Source organism: Microvirga arsenatis (genome assembly GCF_009910705.1).
In the GTDB taxonomy this organism is placed as follows: Bacteria; Pseudomonadota; Alphaproteobacteria; order Rhizobiales; family Beijerinckiaceae; genus Microvirga; species Microvirga arsenatis.
This window is the reverse complement of sequence record NZ_JAAAXJ010000020.1, coordinates 47,389-54,872: the sequence shown is the minus strand read 5'-3', so window position 1 is coordinate 54,872 and position 7,484 is coordinate 47,389. Positions and strand designations below refer to the sequence as shown.

The 7,484-nt window shown below is 61.7% G+C and carries 10 protein-coding genes and 1 pseudogene; 8 read left to right on the top strand and 3 right to left on the bottom strand.

The window, feature by feature from the left end:
• Positions 1 to 42 precede the first annotated feature (42 nt).
• Entirely contained in the window at positions 43 to 246 is a 204-nt protein-coding gene (locus GR303_RS21370; protein WP_161725726.1) for a hypothetical protein, read from the bottom strand.
• On the bottom strand, positions 247 to 1,152 hold the full coding sequence (locus GR303_RS21365) for a DnaJ C-terminal domain-containing protein (protein WP_161725724.1): 906 nt from the start codon (positions 1,150 to 1,152) through the stop codon (positions 247 to 249).
• 922 nt (positions 1,153 to 2,074) lie between these two features.
• On the opposite strand from GR303_RS21365, the gene GR303_RS25550 reads away from it, so the two are divergent.
• Together GR303_RS25550 and tnpA are read left to right on the top strand one after the other, a co-directional pair.
• The gene (locus GR303_RS25550) at positions 2,075 to 2,254 is read left to right on the top strand and encodes a con-10 family general stress protein (RefSeq protein WP_161725723.1); all 180 of its coding nucleotides are present in this window, start codon (positions 2,075 to 2,077) and stop codon (positions 2,252 to 2,254) included.
• 413 nt (positions 2,255 to 2,667) lie between these two features.
• A complete protein-coding gene (gene tnpA, locus GR303_RS21355; RefSeq protein ID WP_161725721.1) occupies positions 2,668 to 2,964 on the top strand; it encodes an IS200/IS605 family transposase in 297 nt (98 codons plus the stop codon).
• Between the two features lie 223 nt (positions 2,965 to 3,187).
• On the opposite strand, the gene GR303_RS21350 is transcribed toward tnpA, so the two are convergent.
• The gene (locus GR303_RS21350; protein ID WP_161725720.1) at positions 3,188 to 3,571 is read right to left on the bottom strand and encodes a glutathione S-transferase N-terminal domain-containing protein; all 384 of its coding nucleotides are present in this window, start codon (positions 3,569 to 3,571) and stop codon (positions 3,188 to 3,190) included.
• A 76-nt stretch (positions 3,572 to 3,647) separates the two neighbouring features.
• Between GR303_RS21350 and GR303_RS21345 the strand changes: the two are divergent.
• From GR303_RS21345 to GR303_RS25540, 6 genes and pseudogenes are all read left to right on the top strand, one after another.
• Positions 3,648 to 4,341: pseudogene (locus tag GR303_RS21345) on the top strand (thiol:disulfide oxidoreductase).
• A 132-nt stretch (positions 4,342 to 4,473) separates the two neighbouring features.
• Positions 4,474 to 5,259 carry a potassium channel family protein gene (locus GR303_RS21340; RefSeq protein ID WP_161725718.1) on the top strand — a complete coding sequence of 262 codons (786 nt, stop codon included), beginning with the start codon at positions 4,474 to 4,476 and terminating at the stop codon, positions 5,257 to 5,259.
• Between the two features lie 179 nt (positions 5,260 to 5,438).
• Positions 5,439 to 5,717: a hypothetical protein gene (locus GR303_RS21335; protein ID WP_161725716.1), complete on the top strand. Its 279-nt coding sequence runs from the start codon at positions 5,439 to 5,441 to the stop codon at positions 5,715 to 5,717.
• Between the two features lie 5 nt (positions 5,718 to 5,722).
• Positions 5,723 to 6,229: an EcsC family protein gene (locus tag GR303_RS21330; protein ID WP_161725715.1), complete on the top strand. Its 507-nt coding sequence runs from the start codon at positions 5,723 to 5,725 to the stop codon at positions 6,227 to 6,229.
• Between the two features lie 382 nt (positions 6,230 to 6,611).
• A complete protein-coding gene (locus tag GR303_RS25545; protein ID WP_425487132.1) occupies positions 6,612 to 6,962 on the top strand; it encodes a helix-turn-helix domain-containing protein in 351 nt (116 codons plus the stop codon).
• 199 nt (positions 6,963 to 7,161) lie between these two features.
• Positions 7,162 to 7,464, top strand: coding sequence for a transposase (locus tag GR303_RS25540; RefSeq protein WP_425487131.1), 303 nt, complete (start codon positions 7,162 to 7,164; stop codon positions 7,462 to 7,464).
• Positions 7,465 to 7,484: the final 20 nt, after the last annotated feature.

Here is a 7,484-nt window from a genome sequence, read left to right as displayed (position 1 = left end):
AAGGTTTGGAACCCCGCGTAGGGAGGCCTCCTTACTCCCGTATCAGGAACCACGACGTCCAATCCGTTCGGCCAGGAAGTCGACGAAGGCCCTGATGCGGGTGGCCAGGTGTTCATGCCCGACAAAATCCGAAAAGGCGAAGCCAGCTTGGTCCCGCTGCAGAAGAAGCCAGCCTTCCTCGATCCAGACCTGAACCGTGCCCGCATCGACGTCCAGACGCAGCTGGAACTCCTCCAGGGTCAGCATCTACGCCTCCATGCCATCTCGGGGATTGTAGGATGCGCCGCCTGTCCACCGCTCTGCAAAGGCTTCGAGTTCCGGATCCGGGCGGGCGGGCAGAACGACCTTCAGGACCGCGTGCAGGTCGCCCTGCGTACCGTCCGCCCGTGGCACGCCCTTGCCCCTGAGGCGCAGGACTCGTCCCGTGTTGCTGCCTTTCGGAACGCCGACCATGACGGGCCCGGTCGGCGTCGGGATCTGAATTCGGCCTCCGAGGACGGCCTCGCGCAGGGAAATCGGCACCTCGAGGCGAATGTCGTCGTCCTGCCGTGTGAAGAGGCGGTGCGGGCGCACATGGACCTCGATCAAGGCGTCGCCGGGCGGACCGCCACCAATGCCTGGCTCCCCCTTGCCCGCGAGGCGTACCACTTGGCCGTCCCGGATGCCGGCTGGAATGGTGATGTCGAGCGACTGGCCGTCCGGCAGGGTTACCGTCTTGCGGGTGCCGTTCACCGCCTCGAGGAAGTCGACGGCGAGGCGGAACCGGAGATCATGCCCGGGCATCGCGAACCGGCTTCGTGCGCCGCGCCGGAGAAGTTCGGACAGGATGTCCTGATCCATGAAATCCGCAAAGCCGGCATCGCTGTGGTAGGATGGTCCAGCGTCCTCAGCCGCAAAGTCGCGGTAGTACCGCCGCCGGGGCCGCTCGGCGCCGGAAGCGTCGATCTCGCCGCGATCGAAGCGGGCCCGCTTCTCAGGGTCGCTCAGCAGGTCGTAGGCGGCCGAGATCGCCTTGAAGCGGTCCTCGGCCTTCCGGTCGCCGGGGTTCAGGTCCGGGTGGTACTTCTTGGCCAGTTTCCGGTACGCCTTCTGGATCTCGTCCGCAGACGCATTGGGCTTCACGCCGAGCAGTTCGTAAGGGGACTCGGTCACGACCTCCCTCCATTCAGCCGAGCGTCACAACTCCTTTCGTACGTTTCACGCGCTCCTGACCCAGGTTCACAACGCTGGTCCCGGCGATCCGGATCCGTGTATGGAAGCACGTCGACGACCCAGCTCAGGGATGTATGCCCTTCCGGTGCGGGTGATATGTCGAGCGCGCTTCGGACCAATGCGTTGCCTAGGGAGCCATCCCTTACAGGCGAGATCCAACAGATCGACGATGGCTCGACAATCCCCAGCCGTTCATCGCTGATGTCAGCGTTCAAGCCACTCACAGCGGGGTGAGCGTTGGACCGGAACCTTCCCAAACGGTCAATGTTATTGCGCCGCGGAAAGAAGCAGTGCGCTATAACACACTGCGGCCTCCCTTCCGCGCAGCGATAACTCGTCTCGCAAGAACCGGGCTATCGAATTTCTTGTGACGGAACTGAAAATGCAGAGTGCCTTCGGCACTTAATCTTTAGAGGACTCGTCAACAGAACAACCATGATTGGTCTGACCTCAGCACTTGCTATCGCAGCCCCGGCGGCTACCATTCCGCCCCCAGCCTTCGCACCAGCCAAACAGGGCTAGGCTATGGTAGACGAACTCCCTGCCCCGTCGCGCATGCCGGGACAGCCCCTTTCCTCAAGCCAGGGAGGAGTTCGACGCATCCCGGCATATCAGCAGGGTCTTGCTACCAAAACCTCATCAAGGCAATGCACCCGTCGATCGGATTCGCCTCTGTAAACCTGTCTCGTTAAGACGAGGTTGCGCGTCACCGGTAGGAAGCCTTTAGACATGCAGTCTGACCGGACAGCGAGAGAATGAACTCAGATCATCAGTGGGTCTTTGGCAAGGTCAAGCTTGAACCATCCTCTCGGTTTTTTCCGTTTTCCAGTTCCCTTTGTTCAGGTGATCGGGAGAACAGAGCATGAGTACATCACGACGTGGCTTTGCCTCCATGAGCCCAGAGAAGCAGCGTGAGATCGCCAGCAAGGGCGGCAAGAGCGTTCCGGCGGAAAAGAGGTCCTTCTCCCGGAACCGCCATCTTGCTGCCGAAGCGGGCCGCAAAGGGGGCTCGGTCCCGCATAACAGCCACGAGGCCCGTTAGAGCCAACGTGGCCCTGGCTCTTCCTGCCCTGGGGGAGCCGGGGACCAGTTTGGAACGGCCGGCTCGCGGTAAACTCATTTGAGCTTGATGTTTATGATGAATGAGCAGTGACACTCCCATTCTGTGAAGGGAAAGGGCTTCCTGCTTTTTCAGGCTACTTGGGAGTGCGCCTTTCGGCGCGCCGGCGATCCGGCTGTCCTGTCGCCGCGTGAAGCTCCTCTTTGTGGAAGGGAGGTCGCAGGCGACTGCGGTGCGGATGGGGCAAGCCCCTCCCGCAGGCCCGTGTCCAGGCTACTACGACGGGCCGGTAAGCTCGGAGCGGGGCTGTTCATTCCCCGTGCCGCCCGCATCGGGCCGGCTCGTTGATACGTCACAGAAGCGGGGAACATGACCTTCCGGCCGGAGCCGTTCACGTGCATGTTCGCGGCGCCCACGATGTTGCGGTGCCCCTCGAACCCGCACTTTTTGCCGTTGAGACGGACTTTAACCATGTCCATGTCTTCGTCTCAGCGCCGCCGCGATGGGCTCCTGCCCAGATCGCCAACCTGCTGAAGGGCTATACCTCACGGTACCTTCACGAGCAATTCCCGGAGCTGAAGCGAATTTGCGGGCGGGACCAGTCATGGACCCAGACCTATTACGTCGGCACTGCGGAGCAGGTCGCAGCGGAGGCAATCCAACGCAATATCAAGGAATTCCGAGGGAAATAGCCGCTACGCGGCTGGCCTGCTATCATCCCCATTCCCTTCAGGGAATGGGGATGATAGCAGGCCATTTGTTAAAGAAGAACTTCCCCGTCGAGATAGGGCAGGTTCTGAACGTTCGCCGCAGAGGCGTGAGGATAAGCTTTAGCTCCTGCAGGGCCTGAGCGTAATCGGAGCAGAACTCCTCCAGCGTTGCCCCAGACCGTTTCTCCCGCCCCCGAAAGCAGCCTTATTTCTTCTCGTGCAGGTGCGCATAGATGTCGCTCGCCAGTAGCCGGATCAGCGTGCCGTGCAAGACGGTGTCGGTCCAGTCCACACAGAAGCGCGACAGGGGCTGCTCCGCCGACCGGCCGACGAGCGACGGTCGGTCAGGATAGGCCTGTTCAAGATAGCAGGCGACGGCCCAAGAGGCTGAGATCACATAGCCTGTATCGACCAGCACCGTCACCTGGTCCTGACCGGAAAACGCGATCACATCCTTGTCTGTGAAGCGACATCCCATTGGCTCGAAGTCGAGCTGCTTGTGCTCCAGGGCGAAACGGATCCGCCAGCAATAGAGGCTGAAGGGCCGGTCGTCCTCGGCACCTGCGAGTTCATAGAGCTCGATCGTCATACCTGGTGATTCAGTTAGGGGTGCTTTGAGCAGGGGCGTTACTGCCCAGCCTAGATAACTGCCAAGGAAGGCAGGGATGATCGAGCTGTACTATTGGCCGACGCCGAACGGACATAGAATCAGCTTGTTCCCGGAGGAGGCGGGTCTTCGCCCGGCGGACATCAGTGCGGGCGACCAGTTCAAGCCCGAGTTCTTGGCCAGCTCACCCTACAACCGCATTCCGGCTATTGTCGACGACGAGCCACCCGGCAGAGGAGAGCCCGTGTCGGTGTTCGAGTCGGGGTCGATCCTGGCGTGCCTGGCCGAGAAGACCGGGCGCTTCCTGCTGGCGGATCTGCGCAGCCTGAAGGGCCGTGCTGGAATGGCTGTTCTGGCATGTGGGCGGTCTTGGCCCAATCACGGGGCAGAACCATCACTTCGTGCAGTACGCTCCAACAAAAATCCGTACGCCATCAACCGCCACGTGAAGAGACGAATCACTTACGGCCTGCTCGACTGGCAGCTTGTCAGCCAGGCCTACATTGCGGGCGAGTAATTAATTGCGGAAATGGCTTGCTACCCTTGGCTCGTGCCTCACGAGCGCCAGCAACAGAATATAGATGATTTCCCGGACCTGAAGGGCTGGTTCGAGCGGGTGCGGGAGCGCCCGGCGACGGCGCGCTTACCAGCAGGGCAAACCGTACATGAGCCGCCCTGGTGTGACTGAGGAAGGCAAGAAAATCCTGTTCGGCCAAGCCGCAGCCAACCTCAAGCAATCAGCTGAGCGGTAACCCTGGACAGACGTTGGCCACCATTCGGGTGAACAAGGTCCAGTTCTGCGGAGAGCCTGACGCCTCCCTGGACCTGCACGAGCGGTCTTTCGTTCTCCTCGGCATCTGAGCTCGAACAGGAGTGCCCGAACGATGAACGACAGGCCCCGTGCCGCCGCGGACCAGACGGAGGAGCGCTGGAGTGTGCTCCGTGACTTGGAGGACTGGCTCCAGACGCCGATGCTGTTGCTCAGCTTCGCCTGGCTCCTTCTCGTCATCGTGGAACTGGTTTGGGGGAGCACTCGGACCCTGGAGGTCTTTGGCACCGCGATCTGGATCACCTTCATTGTTGAGTTCACCGTCCGGTTTGCGCTTGCACCCCGCAAAGGCTCCTTTCTGCGGCGCAATTGGCTTACGGTGATTGCCCTGGTCGTGCCTGCCTTCCGCCTGCTGAGGGGTCTGCGCTTTCTCAAGGCCGCGCGGGCGGCGCGAAGCTTCCGGCTTGTGCGCATCGTTGGCACCGCCAACCGGGGTATGAACGCCCTGCGGGCCAGCCTGAGCCGCCGCGGCCTTGGCTATGCCGTCGTCCTGACCACGTTGATCACCCTGCTCGGGGCTGGCGGCATGCTAGCCTTCGAGCCTGCCTCGGAGGTGCAGGGGGGCTTCTCCAGTTATTGGGATGCTCTCTGGTGGACCGGCATGCTTCTAACTACGATGGGCAGCGAATACTGGCCTAGAAGCCTGGAGGGCCGCATCCTGTGCTTCCTGCTGTCGCTGTATGGCTTTGCCGTCTTCGGCTACATCACGGCGAGCTTTGCCTCCTTCTTCGTCGAGCGGGATACCGCATCCCCGGAGACGAGCACCGCGAGCCGTACCGACTTGGACGCGTTACGGACGGAGATTGCCGCTCTGAGGGCAGACCTCGCCGCCCGTAGGTGACACTGCTTGGGAGTTGCAGAAGTCTTTGTGGCGACATCACCTCCCCAGCAAAGCCGTGCCTCAAGCGTGCGCTGACCGCAGACGCCGCAATCGATCGTGGCTTTTCTTTCGGGACCATTTGAAACCGGTGAGCAGGGCTCCCGGCGGAAAGTTTCGGCTTCCTGGCGCGTTGAGGCCAGATGAGCATCCTGCAACTGGACCTCGCCACGCACGATCGCGCCGCCCTGGAGCGGGCCGTCGCCATCCTGGAGCACCCCAACTGGATCACCCGCTTGGCTGGTTTGGCCGACAAGCCGGTTGAGATGATTGGCAACCTGACCCCGAAAGCTGTCTCAGTCCTCGTCACGCGTGCCAGCCAGAAGGCCCTGCTGGTGGCCGTGGGCTTGGCGGCGACGACCTTGACCGCCAAGCCTCTATGGCGCAGCGAGTTGCTGCACAAGGTGGCGGCTGTCAGCTAGGCGCCGTGGGCGGCGCTTTCGGCCTCGCTATGCTGCCGGTCGAACTGCCGATATCGACCACCTTGATCTTGAGCTCCGTGGCTGAGATCGCGCGGCAAGAAGGCGAAGACCTAGCGAGCTCGGCGGCCGCGCTGGCCTGCGTGCAGGTCTTCGCGTTGGGCGGCGGCACGGAACACGCGAACCCCGCCGAGAGCAGCTACTTCGCCGTGCGTGCGGCGCTGGCGCAGTCCATGGCGGAGGCGGTGCGCTTTATCACTGAGCATGGCTTTGTCGGGCAGGGCATTCCAGTCATGATTCGGCTGGCCTCAGAGATCGCCACTCGATTCGGCATCGTGGTCTCGCAGAAAGTTGCAGCTCAAGCTGTGCCCGTCGTCCGAGCGCTCGGCGGCGCAGCAGTGAACACTGCCTTCATGGATCATTATCAGGATCTCGCCCGCGCCCACTTCACCGTGTGCCGGCTGGAGCGGATCTACGGTCTAGAGGTGGTGCAGCGCGCTTGCGATGGCATCTAGCAACGGACGGGCATTGTCTCCGCGCCCGACGAGGAGGCAGCTATCCTCCCGCGGCCGCGAATGGCAATTCAGGCTGAAACCTAGTCCGCGTTGCGCCAGACTTGCTTGATCCGTCTCAGCAACTCATGGGGCATACTGTGGTAGGTCAACGGCGTTGAAGCAGCGAACACGGAACTTTCCTGCGTCGGTTATCGCACAATCGCTTCTGCCATCCCACCATGTGTTATAAACGACGTGCAGACATTTGCTTGGCCTTCACTGCACGCGAATGCGGGCTCACCTGCTTCAGTCAATGCACACCATGCTGTTAGAGCATTTCGAGGTTGCACGGATTCCTCTGGTTTGATTCCATAGCTGTGGGCTACCGACGAGCGGTTCCCGCATGACGGCACCTCCGCCTCTCGACCTGCGCCAACGCATTGTCGCTGCCGTTGAGGAGGGCAGCTCCATCCGCCAAGCGGCAAGGCGCTCTTCTGTCAGCGTCTCAGCCGCCATCAAGCTGATGCGGCGTGTGCGCAAGACGGGCAGCCTCAAGCCTGCACAGATCGGCGGCTATCGCTGTCCCGTCATGGAGCCATACGAGGCTCTTCTGCGCGAGCTTGCTGAGGGTGAGGAAATCACCCTAGCAGAGATCCAGGCGGAACTCTCGCGCCGCGTTGGCCTCACGCCTGATCTGTCGACCATCTATCACCATCTGCGCCGGCTTGGCCTGCAGCGTAAACAAGGTCGCTGAGAGCCGCCGAGCGGGATCGGCCCGATGTCGCCCGCGAGCGTCACCGCTGGCGCGTGTGGCAGCGCTACATGGATAGCACCCGCTTCGTGTTCCTAAACGAGACCGGCACGGCCACCAACATAACCTGCCGCTATGGCCGTTGCGCCAAAGGCCAGCGTCTGGTTGCGAAAGCCCTTGGGGCACTGGAAGACCACTACCTTTGGCTGGTCTTCGTCAAAACGGCATTGTCGCCCCGCTGGTGCTGGACAATCTCGCCGCACATAAGGTGTCCGGCGTCAGGGAGGCGATAACCACGCGTGGTTGGACCCTAATGTACCTGCCCCCGTATTCGCCCGGTCTTGATCCAATAGAGCAACTGTTCGCAGAGCTGGAAGCCCTGTTGCGCAAAGCCGCGGCTCGCAGTCGCGACAGCCTGTGGAGCACAATCGGTGATGTGCTCGATGCCTTCACTCCAGCCGAGCGCGGCAACTACATCAGGAAATCAGGCTATGAGCCCGTCTAAAGACAAAATACTCTAGATAT

Coding starts and splice junctions, on each gene's coding strand:
- GR303_RS21370 (WP_161725726.1), bottom strand. CDS start 246: ATGCTGACCCTGGAGGAGTTCCAGCTGCGTCTGGACGTCGATGCGGGC.
- GR303_RS25550 (WP_161725723.1), top strand. CDS start 2,075: ATGAGTACATCACGACGTGGCTTTGCCTCCATGAGCCCAGAGAAGCAG.
- GR303_RS21350 (WP_161725720.1), bottom strand. CDS start 3,571: ATGACGATCGAGCTCTATGAACTCGCAGGTGCCGAGGACGACCGGCCC.
- GR303_RS21340 (WP_161725718.1), top strand. CDS start 4,474: ATGAACGACAGGCCCCGTGCCGCCGCGGACCAGACGGAGGAGCGCTGG.
- GR303_RS21335 (WP_161725716.1), top strand. CDS start 5,439: ATGAGCATCCTGCAACTGGACCTCGCCACGCACGATCGCGCCGCCCTG.
- GR303_RS25545 (WP_425487132.1), top strand. CDS start 6,612: ATGACGGCACCTCCGCCTCTCGACCTGCGCCAACGCATTGTCGCTGCC.